The sequence below is a fragment of the Trinickia sp. Y13 genome (assembly GCF_029522115.1).
Lineage (GTDB): Bacteria > Pseudomonadota > Gammaproteobacteria > Burkholderiales > Burkholderiaceae > Trinickia.
The window spans coordinates 97285-115990 of sequence record NZ_JAKWFK010000014.1 but is presented as its reverse complement, the minus strand read 5'-3'; the positions used below and the strand labels follow the sequence as shown (position 1 = coordinate 115990).

Here is an 18706-nt window from a genome sequence, read left to right as displayed (position 1 = left end):
TTGTTTGGTTATAGGGTTGACGATTGTTTGCAAGCCGAGTCTCAAAAATTCGGAAAATTCCCCCTCGGCGCGATTGCGAGCTGTGATCTGAATCGCGCCCCGCCCGGCGGCGATTCGAGCGCCGGCATTCGTCACGGTTTCATCGAATGGTTGTATTCGCACGCCATGCGCATGACCCGCCGCGTGCGAAAGCCATTTTTATTCGGCGACGCATAAAGCATTGAACGGATCGGGGATTATCAACAATGGCAACAAAAATCATGTCCGTTTTCGGCACGCGTCCCGAAGCGATCAAGATGGCGCCCGTCATCAAAGCGCTCGATAAAACGCCGGGACTCGAGTCGATCGTCTGCGTGAGCGGCCAGCATCGATCGATGCTCGAGCAAGTGCTCGAGCTGTTCGATATTCGTCCTCGTTACGACCTTGCCTTGATGACGGCCAATCAAACGCTGAACGGTCTCGCTTCCCGCCTGATCTTCTCGTTCGACGACATCCTCGCGCAGGAACGGCCCGATCGCGTGCTCGTGCATGGCGACACGACCACCGCCTGCGCCGCGGCGTTGGCGGCGTTTCACCGCCGGATTCCGGTCGGCCATGTCGAAGCGGGCTTGCGCACGGGCGATATGTCGAGCCCGTGGCCCGAGGAAATGAACCGTCGCATCGTCGACGCCATCAGCGATCTCATGTTCGCGCCGACGCAAAGCGCCAAGGCGAACCTGATGACCGAGTCGCTCGCCGGGCGCATCTTCGTGACGGGCAACACCGTGATCGATGCGCTCTACATGGCGGCGGCGAGCATCGACGCCGACCCCGAGCTGCGCCAGCGGCTGGACGCGCGTTTGCCCCAACTGAACGAGGCGATGCCGATCGTGCTCGTCACCGGGCACCGCAGAGAAAGTTTCGGCGAAGGCTTCGCCTCGATTTGCGCGGCGCTCGACACGCTTGCGCGCAGCGGCGAGGTCCAAATCGTCTATCCGATTCATCTGAACCCGAACGTGCGGGGCCCGGCCTATGCGCGCATCGGCGCGACGCCCAACCTGCATTTGATCGAGCCGCTCGACTATCTCGGCTTCGTGCGGCTCATGCAGCGGGCCGCCATCGTGCTGACCGATTCGGGCGGCGTGCAGGAGGAAGCCCCCGCGCTCGGCAAGCCTGTGCTCGTCATGCGCGAGGTCACCGAGCGGCCCGAAGCGCTCGCAGCAGGGGCCGTGCGCCTCGTCGGCACGCATGCCGACACGATCGTTCAAGGCGTGCGCGCATTGCTGGACCGGTGCAACAACGGCGCTTCGCCGTGCGAGCCGATCAGCCCCTACGGCGACGGCCACGCAGCCGAGCGCATCGCCGCCGCTGTCGCGGGCCGCCCGTTCATCGAATTCGCGAGCTTCACGCGGCCCTACGCGACGCCCACCGAGGCCTTGGAGGACGCCATGCCGCTCTAGCGCGCTCACCGCTGTGCCGTGGCGTCGCCGGCCGTTTGCGCCATCGACGCGACGGGTGGCCCATCGAGGCGATCCGCGAGCCGGTGGGTCGTCCGGTCTTCTTCTTCCACGCATTCAAAGCACTGAACCGAACCGACCGAATTATCGTGACCTCCGATCCCTCCGCGCGCACCGCCGTGCGCCTTCGCCTCGCGCTTGCCGCCGCGTCCCTCCTGGTTTTCGCCCATGGTGTCCGCGCCGCCGCGAGTGATGCGTCGGCGAGCGGCATCGCAGACGCCTTTCGTCATCTGAGCGAGCATCGCGTGACGACACGCAACGTGGCGCTTTCCGACCTGGGCGTGCGCGAGCCGATCGTCCTGTCGGCGCCCGACGCGCGCCACGAACTGTATCTGCCGGTTCCGGCCGGCGTGCCGCTCTCCGATGCGACGCTGCAACTGGATGGAGGCTTCCTGCACGCCGACGGCGGGCGCGAAACGCTGCTCGTGTCGCTCGACGGCGCGCCGGTGCTCGCGCGTAGCTTCCCGCAAGCGCAAGGCGATGCGCAGGCGCGCATCGGCGTGGACGGGGCGCCGCGGCCGAGCGGCTTCGTGCGCGTCGGCCTGCAATGGGCGTCGGTGATCGACGATCGGCTCTGCACGGATCAAACGGCCATCGGCAACGTGTTGCGCGTCGCGCCTGGCTCGCGGCTCTCCTATCGCTTCGATCCCGAGGCCATCACCGACGTGCGCACGGCGTGGAGCGCATTGCCGCTCGCACCCGTCGTCGCGATCTCGGGACGGCATGTCGGCGAAGCAGCCTTCGATACCGCCTGGCGTGTGCAAGCGTTGATGGAACGCGAAGGGCGGGCGCCGGTCACGCGCGTGTGGCCCGCGGTGGGTGAGACGGCCCAAGTCGATGCGGCCGACGTGCCGACTGCGTTGCGCGCGGTCCCAGCGTTCGCCGCGCTTGCCGCGGGCGGCGACGTGAAGCTTTCCGACGCGGCGATGGCGGGCGCGCTCCTGACGCTCGCATCGCGCCAGGCCTTCGCGCCCGATGTCGTGATCGCCGACGACGCACTGCGCGGGCAAACGCGTGCGGCGCTCGATGCGCTGCGCACGCAGATCGCAGCGGTCTCGCCCGCGGGGGCGGTCGCGTTCGATGCTTGGCGCGCGCGGGTGTTTGCACCCATCGAGCAGCCGCTCGCAGCGGGCGAGATTCGCGTCGCGCATTTGCCGGGACAAGCGGCCATCGTCGTAGGCGATGCGAGCGCGGCGCAAGCGCTCGCGCGAGACTGGCGCGCCGTCGGGCTCGCCGATCGCTACGTCGTGCATCGTCTCGACGACGCGCTCGCACCCGAGGCCGATCGCATCGCGCTCTCCGCGCTGGGCGGCGAGCCGCGCACGCTCGACGTGCTCGGTCGCGCCATGTGGGACGCGAGCTTCGATCTGTCGGCCGTTGCCGGCAGCGGCAAGCTACCCGATGACGTCGTGCTCGACCTCGCGGCCGCACCGACGCCGCACCACGACGGCGACATCGCTTCCGTGTATTTCAACGGCGTGCTGATCGGCTCGAAGATGCTTCGCGAGGACGGCAAGCCCGAGACGATCGTCGCGCACGTGCCGCGCTTCGCGCTGGCGCCGACCAACGTCTTGCGCGTCGTGTTTCAGCGCCGCCCCGACGGCGGCTGCGAGGCGCGCTCGCAAGGGTATCCGGTGGCCGTGCTGCCGACGAGTCATCTGACGCTCGCACGCGCCGCCGTCGAGGACGATTTCATCGGCATGCTGCCGCGCTTTGCCACGGCCGCGAGCGTGTTCGTGCCCGCGGCCTATCTCGACGATGCAACCGAGGCATTGCCGCGGCTCGCGCGCTTGGTCAACGCTGCCGGCCTCGCGCCGTCGCGCGCCACGCTCGCCGTCGTGAAAGACGGCGCGGCAGCCGCGCCGAGCGGGCCGTTCCTCGCTGCCGACGTAGCGTTGCAGCAAGAGGACGCCCGCGCGCAATGGTCCGCCGATCGCCTCAAGCTCGTCGATGCATCGGGGCGCGTCTATGCGGATGTGTCCGGTTTGTCGAACCTTGCCGTGATCGACGTCGCGCACTCGAACGGCGCCACCGGCATCGCCTATCGCTCGCTCGGCCGCGAGGCGCCGCAACTGCCGGCCACCTTGCGCCTCGTGCGCGGGGACGTTGCCCTCGTCGCATCGAATGGCGTAGCGCGGTTGTTCGATTCGCGTCATCCGGGCGAGGTCGTTACCGATAGCACGCGCGCCGATGTCTTCTCGCGTCGCTTGCCGTGGCTCGTCGCCGCGGGCATCGTCGCCTTTCTGATCGCGCTCGTGGCGATCGCGGGCATCGAACGCCGCCGCCATCGGGCCAAGGACGGCGAGCGATGAGCCTCGTCGCGCTGCAGTGGTACGGCGGCTATGCCATGAGCCGCTATTTCACGATGCTCGAGGCGCTCTCGGCCGTGGTCGCGGTCGTCATCTTCGTCTCGAGCCTCGACGATTTGTTCGTCGATCTCTGGTATTGGTCGCGCGAGATCTATCGGCACTTCACCGTGAAGCGGCGCTACCGCGCGCTGACCGTCGAGCAACTGCATGTGCGCGAAGAGCAGCCGATCGCGATCATGGTGCCCGCTTGGCTCGAATACGACGTGATCGCGGCGATGCTGGAAGACATGGTGCGCGTGCTCGACTACCGGCGTTATGTCGTCTTCGTCGGCACTTATCGCAACGACGCGCGCACGGTCGAGCAAGTCGAGCGCATGCGGCGCCGCTACCGGCAACTGCGGCGCGTCGAGGTGCCGCACGACGGCCCCACTTGCAAAGCCGATTGCTTGAACTGGGTCATCCAGGCGATTTTCAAGCACGAGCAGGAAAGCGGTATCGAGTTCGCGGGCGTCGTGCTGCACGACAGCGAGGACGTCTTGCATCCGCTCGAATTGAAGTTCTTCAATTACTTGCTGCCGCGCAAGGACATGATTCAACTGCCCGTCGCCTCGCTCGAGCGCCATTGGTTCGAGCTCGTCGCGGGTACGTATATGGACGAATTCGCCGAATGGCATGCGAAGGATCTCGTCGTGCGCGAGAGCCTCGCTGGCGCGGTGCCGTCGGCGGGCGTCGGCACCTGCTTCTCGCGGCGCGCACTGCTCGCTTTGAGCGAGCAGACGAACAATCAACCGTTCAACACCGAGAGTCTCACCGAAGACTACGACGTCGGCACGCGCTTGGCCAAGCTCGGCATGCAGTCGATCTTTGCGCGCTTTCCCGTCACCTTCGCCGCGCGCCGCAAGACTTGGTTCGGGTTGGGCCCCGTGCGCGAATTCACGTTGGCGATGCCGCTTTGCGTGCGCGAGTTCTTCCCCGACACGCTGCGCACGGCGTATCGGCAGCGCGCCCGCTGGACGCTCGGCATCGGCTTGCAAGGTTGGCGTCAAACCGGGTTCTCGGGTTCGCTCGCCAACCGTTATCTGTTGCTGCGCGATCGCAAAGGCACGGTGACGGCGATCGTCGGCATGCTCGCTTATGTCCTCGTCGCCCAATTCCTGCTGTTCGCCCTGGCCGATGCGCTCGGCATGGCGCCGCCGTTCGCGGCCTCTGCGCTGGCCGATGCCAGCTGGTTTCGCGCATTGCTTTGGTTCAATGCCGTCGCATTGGCGTTGCGCGCCGTGCAGCGCATGTACTTCGTGACGCGCCTATATGGCTGGGAGCATGGCTTGCTGTCCGCTCCGCGCATGGTAATCGCGAACTTCATCAATTTTCTGGCGGTGGCGCGCGCCTGGCGCTTGTTCGCCGTGCATATGGCGACCGGCAAGCGGCTCGCTTGGGACAAGACGATGCACGATTTTCCGTCCGCCGATGGCTTGGTCGATCGGCGGCAACGCTTGGGCGAACTCTTGATCTCCTGGCAGGCCATCGACGCGCAGAAGCTGCGTAGCGCGCTCGATGAGGCGCACGCGCGCGAAGCGCCGCTGGGACGCGTGCTGATGGCCAAGGGCTGGCTCGATGACGAGACCCTGGCCGAAGCCATCGCATTTCAGGCCGAGTTGGAACGCGGAGTGCTCGATGCCGATGCGCTCGAACGCCATCGCGGACAATTGCCGCTCGAGACGATCATTCGCTTGCGCGTGTTGCCGCAAGGTTTCGATGCGGCCGGGCGCGCGGTCGTGTTGACGGCGAGCCCGCTCGGCGACGCCTTGCTCGCGCAGCTTCAAGCGCAAATCGGCGCGAGCGTGGAGCAGAGGATCGTGCGCGAGGGCGAGATCGCATTCGGGCTTAGGCGGCTGCGCGGAGGCTTGGAGGATGCGCCGCGAGCAAAGGCGCAACCGCAAGCACAACCGCAAGCACAACCGCAAGCTTCTGCGCTGCGCAGCATCCCGCTCATCGGCGATTTGCTCATCGAGCGCGGGTTCGTGCGCCGGCAAGCGTTCGAAGCGGCCCTGACCGAATACCATCCCGACCGCCATGGCCGCATCGGCGATTTCATGGTCGCGCGCGGCGTGGTTTCGCGTGAAGCGATCGAGCGCGTCGTCGACGAGCAGCGCCGTCTCAGCAGCTTGTCGGGGGCGAGTTCATGAGCCGCGACTTGAACGTTCATCAACCTACGGCGGCCGTGGCGTGCACGGCGCGAGCGTTCTCGTTGCCGGGTTGTCGTGCCGCGCGCCTGCGGCGTATGGCGCAGGCTTGCCTTGCCTATACCATCTTCGCGGCAGCGGCGGGGCACGCGAGCGAGCGCGACGTCGAACCGCCGGCGCTGGGTGGCGCTGCCTATCGCGTGGCGCAGCAAGCCTACGCGCAGTTCGAACGGCGCGACTACCGACAGGCCGAAGCGCTCGCGCGAGAGGCCATCCGTCAGCGCCCCGACGTGCTTGAACTCAGATTGCTGCTAGCCAATACGCTCGCGGCCCAGCGCCGCTATGGCGCGGCGAGCGCCGTGCTCGGTCAGGCGATCGGCGATTTGGGGCCGCGCCGTCCCTTGATCAAGCGCCGAGCGCAAATCGACGCGGTTGCCGCGGCGGCCAGGCCGCGCACGCTGCGGCCGAGCGCACCGGGCGATGTCTTGACGGGCGAAGCATTCGAAGCCGCGGGGCGGGCGTATCGCGCCTACGGCGAGAAGCGCTATGCCGACGCCGTGCCAGAGGCGCAGCGTGCGATCGCGGCGCGGCCCGACGTGCTGCGTTTGCGTCTGTTGCTGATCGATTCGGCAAGCGCGGCCGGCAACGACGCGCTCGCATGGCAGGCCGATGTCGAAGCGGTGCAACGCTTCGGCGATAGCGATGACCTCAGGCTGCGGCGCACCTTCATCGGCAATGGCATGGCGCCGAAGGCGTCGCACCGCGCGTTCGCCGCACGCCAAGGCGCACGCTTGGGCGAGGCTACTGCCGCGGCGCGCGAAGCCGTGGCCTATGCCCCCGACAACATCGACTATCGCGTCGCCTTGTTCGACGCTTTGATTGCGGCGGGCGATTGGGCTGGCCTCGAGCAAGCGGCCAGCGACGCCATCGCTTACGACGACACGGAAGTCATGCCGTTCGTCTTTCGCGCCTTCGCGCGCGCCGAGCAGCAACGTCTCGCGCTCGCCGACGCCGATCTGGACGCGGCGTTACGCCGTGAAGACGCCACACGCTCCACACGGAACAGCGCGCGCGCGATTGCGGCCGACATCTGGATGGCGCAAGGCCAGGCGCAGCATGCGCTCGATCGGCTCTCGGCGATGCCGCCGCTTGGCGACGATACCGACGCGCTCGTCGCAGAGCGCCTTGGCCGCGCGCGCAGGCTCCTCGGCAACGCAAACATGACGGCGCCGGCGTTGAGCGCAGTGCGGCCCATCGCCGACTGCCAGGACGATCCCGACTTCGGCGCGAGCTGCGACGTATGGCCGGCCGATCCGGCGTTTGCTTCTGGCCGTGCGCGCGATGCCGCGAGCGAGCGGGGCGACAAGCGCGCAGCCGTGCGCTATGCGCGCGAAGCGGTGGCGGCCGCACCCCAGAGTGCGCAGCACCGCGCGGCATTGATCGACGCGCTCGAAGAGGCAGGGCAGACGCGTGAGGCCACCCATGAAGCGCGCCGCCTGATCGAGGACGGCTTGCTCGACTCGCTGCCCGCGCTGCAGGCGGGCTATGTCGCGCGCCAAGCGGGCGACGATGCGCACGCGTTGACCGCGTTCGAGCACGCCGACGCGCAGGGCAAGCTGGCCGGCCTGTCGCTCGCCGACGCCGGCTATGCCGCGGCGGCGGCCGATCGCGATGCGCAGTCGGCGCGCTACTTCGAGCGCGCGATCGACGCGCTCGCCCCAGCCTCGGCTTCAACTCACGTTCCCGGTTCCGATTCCGCTTCCGCGCGTTCGAGCGCCATCGATAAGCAGCCACGCGTTCCTGTTCAAGACAAGCGTCGGCAAAAGGCCGCTGCCGCGCAGGCCGAAGCGGCGCAGGAACTCGAAGGCTTGCGGGCCGCGCATTCGGAGGCGACGCGCAAATGGGGCTTCGACGTCTCGCTGGACTACCGCGGCGCGGGACTGCAGCCGGGGTATTCGAGCACGCCGGCCTCTACCGCGAGCAACAACTGGCAAACGGGCGCGGAGGCGTACTGGCGTCCGCTCGGCAGTCTCGGCGATCGCATGTTGGAGCTCTACGCACGCGGCTATGAGAGCTTCGGCGTCTCGAGCGGCGGGGCGAGCGGCGCAAGCTCGCTCGAGGCCGCGTTCGGTGTGCGCGGCAAGCCGTTCGCAAGCGTCGACGCCATCGCCGCCTTCGAACGGATCGTCCCGATCGGCTCGCAGGCCGAGGGCGATTGGCTCGCACGGCTCGCCTACTCGGGCGGCAGGGGCATCGAGCGGCGCGTCGACGTGCCGTCGTGGTGGACGTTGTCGGTCTACGCGGAAGGCGGCCGCTACCTAACGCACGAATCGAACTACGCGACGGCGGTCGTCGAGGCGGGACGCAGCTACCGAATCGACCGCGTGAGCCCGCGCTTGACGGTGTTTCCTTACGCCGTGCTCGGCGCCGATTACGACACGAGCGTCGATGGCAGCGTGCCGGTGGGCGCGGGCGTAGGCGTGACCCTGCGCTACGGATTTCGCGACGGCAAATACGACACCTTGCGCTCATCGGTCCAGCTCTCGGTCCAGTACCGCTGGAAGGTGACCGGCGACGACCGTGCGCGCGGCGCGTTTTGCAGCGCGGTGTTTTCTTATTGAAGGCGGCCCATTCGAGCCTCGCCGCTCGTTCTCAAATGATTCGAACCACGATTGCGATCCTTGCGATGACGAACCGAACCGAAACCCGAACCGAATACTCGAAACAGAAACCCGGCATGGGAACTCGCCGTGCGCGCGCACTCGCCCTGACGGCCATGATTGCCGCCGCGCCCATTCCGGCTATCGCGGCTGCCGACGATGTCGCGAGCTTATACGGCCCCCAACCGCCGGCAGACGCCACATATCTTCGCGTCGTCAACCTTTCGGCGCGCGCCGCGAAAGTTGCACTGCCGGGCGGCGCGCGGCCGATCGAACTCGCGCCCGGCGCGGCGACCGCGCTCGACGTCGTGCGGCCCGGCACGCCGCTCGGTGTCGAGGTGGATGGCGCGATGGCGGCGCAAGAAGCTGCCGCCGCACGGGTGGCGGGCAGCGACACGGCGGGCTCGACGATCACCGTGGCGATCGAGCGCGACGGTGCACGCGGCTGGCGAGCACTGCCGATCGCCGCGCCGGCGGCAAGCGCCGACGCGTTGCGCGCGCAGTTGCGGCTGTTCAATTTCATCGATGGATGCGACGGGAAGGTCGCGCTCGAGCGCAATGCCGGCGCGGTCGTCTTCGATCGCGTCGCTCCGGCGCACGCCGCGGCGCGCTCGATCAACCCGGTCGCCGCGACCTTGGTCGCCGTTTGCGGCGAGGCCGTTTCCGCGCCGTTCGCACTCCCGCGTCTGGCTGCCGGTCGCAGCTACACCTTGATCCTGTCCGGCACTGCCGCGCGCCCGGTGCTGGGCGGCGTGCCCGATACGCTCGAATGGCCGGGCGGGCGCTGACGCACTCGAGCCTGGCGCTGCCCCGCCCAACGACGATTGCGCTCTTTTTGAAATCCACCCACAAGAATATTTGCCGATGAGACCCATCTACTTCGCCCACGACCCGGGCGCCGCCATCTGCGCGCGCCGCCGCCGCTTGTTGTTGGCTTTGGCCGCTGCGCCGTTGGCCGCCGGTTTGACGTTCATGCCCCGCATGGCGCGCGCGGCGCAGGGCGTGATCGAGGGTCGCGACCGCTGGTTGTTCCCCGCGTGGGAAAGCTGGACGGCCGACGATACGCCTGCGTGCCTGAGCGTGGTCGACTTGATCGGCAAGGCCGTGGGCAAGCTCACCGCACACGGCGTGCGTTGCACGATCGTGGTCGCGCCATTGAAGGCACGCGCCGCTGCCGACAAGCTGCCGGACGGCACTGCGCTTTCGACGAGCGTCGCGCAACGCTACGCGGCGATCCTCGCCCACGCGCGGCAGGCAGGACTCGATTTCGTCGATGCCGTGGCCGCGCTCGCGGACGTCGATCCGCGCGAGGACAGCACCTATATTCGCGCCGACTACCATTGGTCCGCGCATACGGCCGAGGCGGCGGCCGATGCGACGGCGCGGCATCTAGCCGCAGCCGGCCCGTTGTCAGGCGAGCAGGACGAGCCGAGGGAGCTGGGCGAGTGGACCGAAGAGATGGACTACGGCGACCTCGCGGCGCTGCTGCCGCCCGATCGCAAGCGCGCCATCGGTAAAGACCGCTTCGTGGTGCGCGAGGAGACAGACGGGGCCGGCTTGCTGGCCGATGCCGCCCCAGTGGTGCAGGTGGTCGGCAACAGCATGGTGCAGCCGTATCTCGGCTTTCCTCAGCGGCTTTCGCATGCGCTGGCGCGCCCGGTCGGGCTCACCTGGAAGTTCGGCGATACGGGGCCGTGGAAGACGCTGCTCGATTACCTCGAATCCCCTGCGTTCGCCCAGCAAAAGCCGCAGGCGATCGTGTGGCAGTTCAATGAAGGGCAGATGGCGTACGGCCCGGGCGCCTCGGGCCAGTGGGACGCCTCCTCGATCATGGCCGAAGCCGCTTGGTTCGATCGCATCGACACGGCGCTGGCGCGATGAGCGAGACCGTCGCCGAAAGCCGCGGCCGCGTCGCGGCAAGCGCGCCGCGTGCGGCCGAGACCGATCGTGCTCATCGCCCGATGGCCGCTTGCATGTCGGCCTTGCTCGCCGGTGCGTTCGCGCTCGGCATCGCCTCGCTCGTCACGCGCGCAAAGAGCGATCCGGCGTCGGCGCTCGGCGATGCCGCCGGATGGCGCAACGGCGAGGCGATGCGCCGCATCGATCGCGCCATCGACGTGCCCTACGCCGCCGGGCTGCGCCGCGCGAGCGCCGCACTGCGCTACCGCGTGCTTGGCGATCTGGGCTCGCAAGTGCGGGAGGGCTGCCCCGGCTGGCTGTTCTACGCCGATGGCTTGCAGCCTGCGCCGTCGGTGGCCGAGACGCCGCCTGTGAACGAGGCGATGCGCGAACAGATCGCTACGCTGCATCGCTACGCCGACGCCTTGCGCCGCGACGGCATTGCGCTCGTCGTCGCGACCGTCCCCGACAAAGCGCGCGTCGAGACGCAGGCGCTCTGCGGCTTGCGCCAGGACTCGCGCATGACTGCCCGCTGGCAAGCGTGGCGGCAAGCGCTCGCGCAAGCGGGCGTCGTGCAGGTGGACTTGCTCGGTTCCTTGACGGCCGCCCGCCCCGCGTTCTATCGCACCGACGTGCATTGGAACGGGCGCGGCGCGCAAGCGGCCGCAAACGCCGTTGCAGCCGCGGCGCAGCCGTTCCTGGGTGCGCGGGGCGATACGCGATTCACGGTGGAGCACGAATCGGGCGTGCATGCGCGCGTGGGCGATTTGCTGCGGCTCGCTGGCCTTGCCAATGTCCCGGACAGTTGGCGGCCCGGACCCGACATCGAAATGCCCGAAACGATCCGCCCCGTAGCCTCGGGCGGTTTGCTCGACGACACCCCGCCTGCGCAGGTGCTGCTGGCCGGCAGTTCCTTCTCGCGACGCAGCAGTTTTGCCGACCGGCTTGGTCGAGCGCTGGGCCGCGAGGTATGGAACGTGAGCGAAGACGATGGACGCTTCGACCGTGCACTCGCGGCGATCTGGGCCAAGCGCGCGAGTTGGCCGTCCAGCGTGCGCGTGGTGATCTGGGAGATGTCGGAAGACGCGCTGTCTTCGCCCGCCGCTATCGCATCGGGCCCAGCGGTGGCGGCCTTGCCGATGTCGATCCAACGTCATTGAGGGAATGCGTCGATGCTGTTCAACTCGTTTATCTTCCTGACGCTGTTTCTGCCGATTGCATTGACGCTCTACTACTTGGCGGGCGCGCGTTCGCCGCGCCTGGCGGCGTTCTGGCTGTGCTTGGCCTCGCTCGTGTTCTATGGCGCGTGGGCGCCGGCGTTCATCGGTTTGCTGGCGATGTCGATCGCATTCAACTACGGCATGAGCCGGGCGATCCTGGCATCGGCCCCCGGCTCGCGCAGCGCGCGCATGTGGCTGACCGTGGCGATCTGCGTCGATCTGGCCGTGCTCGTGCGCTACAAGTATTGGGCGGCGATGGCCGGTGCGTGGGTGCAATGGTGCGGGCTCTCGCAACAAGGCTGGCTCGCGCAGCATGCATCGGGCGTCGTGCTGCCGCTGGGCGTGTCCTTCTTCACGTTCACGCAGATCGGCTATCTGCTCGATTGCCGCGCGCGGATCGTCAAACGATCGGACGCGCTCGGCTTCGTACAGTTCGTCACGTTCTTTCCGCATCTGATCGCGGGACCGATCCTGCATCACAAGGAGATGATGACGCAGTTCGCGCAAGCGCAGACGTACAAGCTGCGTGCGCAAAACCTCTCGATCGGCGCGAGCTTGTTCGCGATGGGGCTCGCCAAGAAGCTGCTGCTGGCCGATCCGATCGCCGCCTACGCCGACGCGGGCTTCGCGGCCCCGGCGGCGTTGGACGGCTGGGCCGCGTGGGGCACGGCGCTCGCCTACGCGCTGCAGCTTTACTTCGATTTCTCGGGCTATTCGGACATGGCGGTGGGTCTTGCCAAACTCTTCGGCATCCGCTTTCCGCTCAATTTCAATTCTCCGTTCAAAGCGGCCAGCATCATCGACTTCTGGCAGCGCTGGCACATCACGCTCACGCGTTACTTGACCGCTTACCTGTATTACCCGCTGTCGATGCGGATCAACCGCCGCCGCGCGCAGCAGGGCCGGCCGATCGGCCGTGCCGCGCAGCGCTCTCCGATGGGCTTCGCGGCCACGGTGGCCGTGCCGACGTTCTACACGATGGGCCTCGCCGGCATTTGGCACGGCGCCGGGCTGCAATACCTCATTTACGGCTTGCTGCATGCGGGCTATTTGACCGTCAATCACGCTTGGCGCAATTGGCGTCAGTCGTGCCATGCCGACGCAGGACCTACCGCGGTTCGGGCCTCCGGGATGGAAGCGGCGAAGGTGCGAGCACACGCGTGGCGCGTCGCGAGCGTGCTGATCACCTTCGTTGCCGCGCTAGTCGCGTTCGTCTTCTTCCGCGCGCACGGGGTGGGCGATGCGCTTGCGATGCTCGAAGGCATGGCCGGTTTGCACGGGTTCGCGCCGCCCGCGTGGCCCTCGATCGATGACGGCGGCGGCATCGCGGGCTGGTTGCGGCTGGCGTTGGGCCGGAGCATGCCTGCGCCGCAGCTCGCGCTGCTGCTCGCGATCGCTTGGTTCGCGCCGAACTCGCACGAATGGATGGGCCGGTTCTCGCCGGCGTTGGAGCGCGCCGCCGACACCGTTGCGCCGCGTTGGCGCTGGTCGCCGTCCTGGCGCTGGACGACCGCGATCGTGCTCGTGTTGCTCGTATGCGCCGCGCAGTTGCATGGCGAAACGCGCTTTCTCTATTTCCAGTTTTGATCGACCTGTCTTGAAGGAGATTCGATTGATGTCAACAGAAAACGGATTGCTCGAACGCGTCCAAGCGCTCGTCGAATCAGTCGTGTTGCGAAGCATCGACGCCGATGCGCCGCTGATCGAATCGGGGCTCGTCGATTCGGTGCTCGCCGTCGAGATCGTGCTGCGGGTCGAGATGGCGTTCGGCGTGTCGGTGCCGCCGACGGAGATTGCCGAGCACCTCGCGAGCGCGACCGCGCTTGCGTCGTTCATCGCCGCTCAGGGCGCGGACGGGGCGAACCCGTCGGCCCCCGCGTTTCACTAGGCGGCGGCGATGCACTTCGATCTAGCGCAAAGCCGCTTCGTCCAAACCCATCTGCGTCCCGACGCGCCGGCTGTCGTCGCGGCGGAGCGCACGCTCAGTTGGCGCGAGCTCGAGCAAGCGGCGCTCGCCTGGTGCGATGCGGCCATCGCACACGGCATCGCGCGCGACGTGCCGGTGATCGTGCGCGGACACAAGGAAGCCGACTTCTTCGTCGCCATGACGGGCGCGTTGATGCTCGGGGCGCCGTTCGTGCCGATCGACACCGTCTATCCCGACGAGCGTATGCGGCGCATCGCGCGTGCGCTTGGCGCATCGGTCTATTTCGACGCGCGTCGAGCGAGCTTCGACCGCTTCGATTGGGCGGGCGAGGGGGAACCGGCGCCGGATCGTGCGCAGTCGTTGCGGGAAAAAAATCTCGCCTACGTGCTCTTTACCTCCGGCACGACGGGGGAGCCCAAGGGTGTGCAGATCGGCCGCGAGAGCGTGCTGTCGTTGGCCGAGTGGATGGCGGCCGACTTCGGCCTCGGCGCGGCGCCGGTTTTTCTGAACCAGGCGCCGTTCAGCTTCGACCTATCGATGTATGAAGTCTTCGGCACGTTGAGCTCGGGCGGTGCGATCGTGATGATGTCGCGCGCGGCCAGCCTGCCGGGGGCCGCCTTCATCGACAAGCTCGCGCTCGCGCGGGTGAGCGCGTGGGTCTCGACGCCGTCGTTCGCTCAGCAGCAATTGCTCGATCCGCGCTTCGCCCAGGCTGCGCTACCCGCGTTGAACACGTTTTTGTTTTGCGGCGAGATGCTGCCCGTTTCTCTGGCGCGGCGGTTGCGCGAGCGCTTTCCCGGCGCACGCATCATCAATACCTACGGTCCGACCGAGGCGACGGTGGCGGCGACGTGGATCGTCGTCGACGACGCCGTGCTCGCCGCGCATCCCGAGCGCTTGCCGATCGGGTTCGCACGGCGCGGCGGGCAAGTCTTCGTCGAAGGCGGCGAGCTGTGCATCGCCGGCCCGTACGTCATGCGCGGCTATCTGAACCGCGCGGATCTGAATGCGACGCGGATGTTCTCTCGCGAGAGCGAGCGTGCGTTCCGCACGGGCGACGTGGGCAGTGTCGATGCCGATGGGCTGCTGTTTTGCCACGGCCGTATCGATGATCAAGTGAAGCTGCACGGTTATCGGATCGAACTGGCGGAAATCGATGCGGCGCTCGCGGCGATGCCGGGCGGGGTCCATGCCGCCGCTGTGCCGCTGCGGCGCACCGACGGCACGGTGGCGCGCATCGTGGCCTTCGTCGAAACCGGCGCGAACGATCTGCGCGGCGCGCAACTCGCGTTGCCTGGCGATTGGCGCGTGCGCTTGGGCGAGCGGCTGCCGCCCTACATGATTCCTTCCGAGTTGATCCCTTGCCGGATGCTGCCGTTGACCGTCAACGCGAAAATCGATCGAGCGCGTTTAGCCGACGATTACCTGCATTCGATGACGGACACGCTCGTGCGCAGTCATGGGCGATAGGGTATCGACGCTCATGCGCGCAAGGCGCTGGCGACGTTGCGCGACGGCGGCTGTTTGCGCGTTCGCCGTGGCGGGGCTCGGCGGCGGCTGCACCGCTGCCACCTCGCGGGGGGGCGAAGCGGCGGGCTTGGCGCAGGGAATCGTCTGGCAGCCCGATGCCGCGCATATGAATCCGCACGGGGAGTGGGACGCGCTTGGCGTGCGCGACCTGCTCGTGCAATGGACGGCGGTCGACGACGAAGCGCTTGCGCCGGGCGCGGGCTTGCCGACGGCGCAGCGGTTGCCCGACTGGAAACGCATCGGCCGCGAGCCGTGGGCGCACGACGTAATCGTTGGCCTGGCGGGCCGCTTCGACGAGTCGAGGGCGCGGGGCGATGCCGCGCGGCTCGTGAAGCAATCTCTGGCGCTGGCGGCGGTGAAATGGCCGGTGCATGTGGCCGGTTGGTATTTTCCGGTGGAAGTCGATCCGACCTGGCGCGATGCTGCATCGCTTGCGCCGTTGCTCGATCGGCTGCCCAGGCCGCTGTGGATCAGCGTCTACGACAATTCGAACGTCGGGGGCGCCGCACTCGCGGCTTGGCTGGACCGATGGCTGCCGCGAGATGTCGGCGTGTTGTTCCAAGATGGTTGCGGCGACTACGTGCGTGTGCCCGCGGTGGCGCGGGCCTATGCCGACGCGTTGGCCGAACGCTTAGGGCCCGAGCGTGTGCGAATCATTGCGGAGGCGTTTCGCGGATTGCCGGGAGCAGGGGTGCGCGCGGCGAGCGCGAGCGAGTTGAGGGCGCAGCTTCGGGCTTATCGCGGGTATCGCGTCTATCTATTCGACGGGCCGCATTATGTTTCGTCGGCGCTCGTGCGCGAGGTTGCGGAGTCGCGGCATTAACGGCGCCGGAACCTATGCGAAGGCGATGACCAGCCGTTTGCCGCATGCGGCCGCGTACTTACGCAGCGTGGCGAAGGAGGGCGAATGCTTTTCGCTGGAGAACGAGCTTTCAAGCTGCGGAGGAATGGATGCCGGGCATGCCTATCTGGTGGATGGGACTATCGAGGGTCCTTAAACCACGTCTGTTAACCCATTAATGCGACAATCGATGACGCTGGCGCAGCGTGTGGATGCAGCGTTGCTGCGCGCGCTAACGTTTGCGTGGCGCGTGCGTAAGTGCATCGATACCTGCAGGCAACGGTATGACTATCGCTGCAATGGCCCGCAGCAACGATTCCGACACGGACCTCTATGAACGAGACGAAAACGACCGATTCGACGCCGGATGTTTCTCGGCGAACCTTTCTTTATAGCCTTGGCGCGATGGTGCTTGCCGCATGCGGGGGCGGAGAGTCGGGCTCCGCGGTGTCGCTCAGCCGTTCCGCAGCGGGTGGCGCGGCATCGGCCCGTGCATTGACGCACGCGGCCACCGGTGAAGCCGATATCGTTGCGAGTGGTGCGTTCGTACACCCTGGTCTGCTGCACACGCAGGGCGATTTCGACCGCATGGCGCTGAAAGTCTCTACGCAAACGCCGCCTTGGATCGATGGCTGGAATGTCCTGATTGCGAATGGCCATGCGAGCCTGTCGTGGTCGCCGCGCCCGCAAGTCGAAGTCGATCGCGGCGGTAGCGTTCCGCAAAACTATCCCGTGCTCTATAACGATATTGCCGCCGCCTATGCATGCGCATTGCGCTGGCGAGTCGGCGGCGATCAACGCTATGCCGACAAGGCCGTGCAGATCATGAATGCGTGGTCGTCTACGCTGCAACGCTTGGGCGGAGATACGAACGTCGATCTCGCGGCCGGCATCTACGGCTACGAATTCGCCAACGCCGGTGAGATCATGCGCGGCTACGCGGGTTGGGCGCCGGCCGATTTCGCGGCGTTCCAGAGCATGATGCGCAACATCTTCTATCCGATTAACGCGGACTTCTTGAGTCGCCATAACGGCACTGACATTACGCACTATTGGGCGAATTGGGATCTGTGCAACATCGCCTCGGTGATGGCGATCGGCGTGCTCTGCGACGATCGCACGCTGTTCGATTCGGGCATCAACTACTTCCTGAACGGCCCCGGCAACGGCGCAATCGCACAGGCGGTCTATTACATGCATCCGGGCTATCTCGGCCAATGGCAGGAGAGCGGCCGCGACCAGGGTCACAACACGCTTGGCATCGCCTTGGGCGGCGTGATCTGCGAAATGGCGTGGAATCAAGGCATCGACGCCTACGGGCACGACAACAACCGCTTTCTTGCGGGTGCCGAGTACGTGGCGAAGGCGAATCTGGTGCAGCCCGACGGCACGTATCTCGCGGTGCCCTACGCCACCTACTCGAATGTGGACGTGACGCAGTCCGCGTTTTCGACCGCTAGCCAGGGGACCGTGCGGCCATGTTGGGCGCTCGTATACAACCACTACGTGAACCGCAGGGGCATCGCCGCGCCGTGGTCGACGAAATTCGCGCTTGCGATCCAGCCTGAAGGGGGCGGCGGCAATTACGGTTCGACCAGCGGCGGCTTCGATCAACTCGGTTACGGCACCTTGACTTGCACGCGTGACGCGGTTGCGGGGGCGGCGACGCCATCGGGGCTCACGGCGTGGCCCGAAGCGGGGCGAGTCGTGTTGTCGTGGTGGGGCGTGGCGGGTGCATCGAGCTACACGGTCAAGCGCGCCGCGACATCCGGCGGTCCCTACGGCGTCGTCGCTTCCGGCATCGTCGATCCGCTCAGTTACATCGATAATCCCGGCCCGGGCACCTGGTATTACGTGGTTACGGCTGCGACGGCTTCCGGTGAGAGCGGCAGCAGTGCACAGGTGGCCGCGGCGACGGCGCTCGCAGCGCACACACTGCTCGGCTTCGACGAAGCGAGCGGAACCGTGGCCGCTGACGCCACGGGCAACGGACATACGGGCACGCTCGTGGGCGGCGCGACGCAGGTTGCAGGAAAAATCGGCAACGCGGTTTCGCTCGATGGCGCAACCGGCTATGTCAGCTTGCCCGATGACATCGTTGCGGACATATCCGATTTCACGATCGCGGCATGGATCAATTGGAGACGTGCGGACCGGTGGGCGCGCGTGTTCGATTTCGGCGCCGGCACCGGCCGTTATATGTTCCTGACGCCGCTGGGTTCGGCGGGCGCCGTACGCTTCGCGATCACGACCAACGGGCCACACGGCGAGCGGCGTCTCGACGGCACGGCCGCGCTCCCGCTCGACCAGTGGGTGCACGTTGCCGTCACACTATCGGGCACGACGGCGACGCTGTACGTCAATGGCGCAGCGGTCAACAGTTCCAGCGATTTCATCTTCGCTCCGTGGCGCATTGGTGAGACGGCGCAAAACTGGATCGGCCGCTCGCAATGGAGCGGGGATCCTTTGTTCGCCGGCGCGATCGACGATTTTCGCCTCTATCGCGGCGCGATGGCGGCGTCTCAAGTGGCGGCCCTTATGCAAGGGGGGTGAAACGTCGAGCCGCAGATTAACCGCCATCATCGAACGCTTTGCGAGCGCGAATGAAGTTCGGTGAGCGAAAAAAAGCGGCTATCGGCGG

Annotated in this window: 12 protein-coding genes and 1 pseudogene; 12 read left to right on the top strand and 1 reads right to left on the bottom strand. The window is 67.1% G+C overall.

Annotation, left to right across the window (positions count from 1 at the left end; translation table 11 throughout):
* Positions 1 to 245: 245 nt before the first annotated feature.
* The 11 genes from wecB (at position 246) to MMB74_RS21925 (ending at position 16047) form a co-directional block, all read left to right on the top strand.
* The gene (wecB, locus tag MMB74_RS21975) at positions 246 to 1439 is read left to right on the top strand and encodes a UDP-N-acetylglucosamine 2-epimerase (non-hydrolyzing) (RefSeq protein WP_277430774.1); all 1194 of its coding nucleotides are present in this window, start codon (positions 246 to 248) and stop codon (positions 1437 to 1439) included.
* A 146-nt stretch (positions 1440 to 1585) separates the two neighbouring features.
* A complete protein-coding gene (locus MMB74_RS21970) occupies positions 1586 to 3808 on the top strand; it encodes a cellulose biosynthesis cyclic di-GMP-binding regulatory protein BcsB (protein ID WP_277430773.1) in 2223 nt (740 codons plus the stop codon).
* Complete coding sequence (locus tag MMB74_RS21965; protein ID WP_277430772.1) at positions 3805 to 5991, top strand: glycosyl transferase family protein; 2187 nt, start codon at positions 3805 to 3807, stop codon at positions 5989 to 5991. The genes MMB74_RS21970 and MMB74_RS21965 overlap by 4 nt, the downstream gene beginning before the upstream one ends.
* A complete protein-coding gene (locus MMB74_RS21960; RefSeq protein ID WP_277430771.1) occupies positions 5988 to 8609 on the top strand; it encodes a tetratricopeptide repeat protein in 2622 nt (873 codons plus the stop codon). The genes MMB74_RS21965 and MMB74_RS21960 overlap by 4 nt, the downstream gene beginning before the upstream one ends.
* A gap of 116 nt (positions 8610 to 8725) precedes the next feature.
* Positions 8726 to 9436, top strand: a complete 711-nt coding sequence (locus MMB74_RS21955; protein ID WP_277430770.1) for an alginate O-acetyltransferase AlgF — start codon at positions 8726 to 8728, stop codon at positions 9434 to 9436.
* A 76-nt stretch (positions 9437 to 9512) separates the two neighbouring features.
* Positions 9513 to 10529, top strand: a complete 1017-nt coding sequence (locus tag MMB74_RS21950) for a twin-arginine translocation pathway signal (RefSeq protein ID WP_277430769.1) — start codon at positions 9513 to 9515, stop codon at positions 10527 to 10529.
* The gene (locus tag MMB74_RS21945; RefSeq protein WP_277430768.1) at positions 10526 to 11707 is read left to right on the top strand and encodes a cell division protein FtsQ; all 1182 of its coding nucleotides are present in this window, start codon (positions 10526 to 10528) and stop codon (positions 11705 to 11707) included. The genes MMB74_RS21950 and MMB74_RS21945 overlap by 4 nt, the downstream gene beginning before the upstream one ends.
* Before the next feature lie 12 nt (positions 11708 to 11719).
* On the top strand, positions 11720 to 13354 hold the full coding sequence (locus MMB74_RS21940) for an MBOAT family O-acyltransferase (protein WP_277430767.1): 1635 nt from the start codon (positions 11720 to 11722) through the stop codon (positions 13352 to 13354).
* Between the two features lie 28 nt (positions 13355 to 13382).
* Positions 13383 to 13655, top strand: a complete 273-nt coding sequence (locus tag MMB74_RS21935) for an acyl carrier protein (RefSeq protein ID WP_277430766.1) — start codon at positions 13383 to 13385, stop codon at positions 13653 to 13655.
* Between the two features lie 9 nt (positions 13656 to 13664).
* The gene (locus MMB74_RS21930; RefSeq protein ID WP_277430765.1) at positions 13665 to 15164 is read left to right on the top strand and encodes a D-alanine--poly(phosphoribitol) ligase; all 1500 of its coding nucleotides are present in this window, start codon (positions 13665 to 13667) and stop codon (positions 15162 to 15164) included.
* The gene (locus MMB74_RS21925; RefSeq protein ID WP_277430764.1) at positions 15154 to 16047 is read left to right on the top strand and encodes a hypothetical protein; all 894 of its coding nucleotides are present in this window, start codon (positions 15154 to 15156) and stop codon (positions 16045 to 16047) included. The genes MMB74_RS21930 and MMB74_RS21925 overlap by 11 nt, the downstream gene beginning before the upstream one ends.
* A 12-nt stretch (positions 16048 to 16059) precedes the next feature.
* On the opposite strand, the pseudogene MMB74_RS21920 reads toward MMB74_RS21925, so the two are convergent.
* Positions 16060 to 16164, bottom strand: a pseudogene (locus tag MMB74_RS21920) (transcriptional regulator); the annotation flags it as partial.
* Positions 16165 to 16398: 234 nt separating this feature from the next.
* On the opposite strand from MMB74_RS21920, the gene MMB74_RS21915 reads away from it, so the two are divergent.
* Complete coding sequence (locus MMB74_RS21915; RefSeq protein ID WP_277430763.1) at positions 16399 to 18618, top strand: LamG-like jellyroll fold domain-containing protein; 2220 nt, start codon at positions 16399 to 16401, stop codon at positions 18616 to 18618.
* Positions 18619 to 18706 lie beyond the last annotated feature (88 nt).